Origin of the sequence: Absiella sp. AM29-15 (assembly GCF_003434225.1) — a bacterium.
GTDB classification, from domain to species: domain Bacteria; phylum Bacillota_I; class Bacilli_A; order Erysipelotrichales; family Erysipelotrichaceae; genus Hoskinsella; species Hoskinsella hominis.
In genome coordinates this window covers 1-699 of record NZ_QVFL01000057.1, presented here as the reverse complement: position 1 = coordinate 699, position 699 = coordinate 1, and the positions used below count along the sequence as shown (strand labels likewise).

General features: G+C 29.8%; 1 protein-coding gene. It reads right to left on the bottom strand.

Features of this window, described 5'->3' with window-relative positions; all coding sequences use genetic code 11:
* Positions 1-699, bottom strand: a 699-nt coding sequence (locus DW761_RS20905) for a PD-(D/E)XK nuclease domain-containing protein (protein WP_199485679.1), incomplete at both ends; no start/stop codon positions are given.

Sequence of the window (699 nt, the reverse complement as noted above, 5' to 3'; positions counted from 1 at the left end):
TTCTTCTATGATCTGTTTTAACGCTTTTTCTGCTTCTTTCTTTAAACTGTTTGTAGTATCTTTTTGATATGATTCACTTTTTAAATATTTCAGTTCTAATATGATATCCTGTTTCTGTTTTCTTGACTTTAAGAAGATATCACATCTTCCTGTACCTGTTTCTTGATTACTATGTATTTCATACTCTTCATGAAGCTTATCTAAAAGAAGCACTAATAATATGTGATGTGCTTTTTCACTATCTAAATCATAATAGCTGTATCTTTCCATCAAGATTTTAGTATATAACTCCTTAAATCTTGGCATATCTTTATTTGTTAATGCCATTAACATTTTATTGATTTTTTTCTCATCTACTTTTAAATGGCTTAACATCATTTTCGATAATGCTGCTCTTGTTTCTCCATTCACGATCCTTACGATATAATCTCCTTCTTGTACTTCTTCTATGATTGTAAGAAACCCTGCATTGATCAATAATGCCCACAGATAATTATCTGTTTCTTCTTCCTGATAATTACTTTCTAAATCACATATTACTTCTACACTTCCTGTTTCTATCAATTCCTGATAATCATCGAAAAAGGACTGTGATACTTGTTTCAAAGAATCTTTAATGATTTGATTTCCTCCTGTGTTTACCCAATACCGCTTTAATTTTCCACTAGATGCGTATTTTACAATAGACCATGGATTATA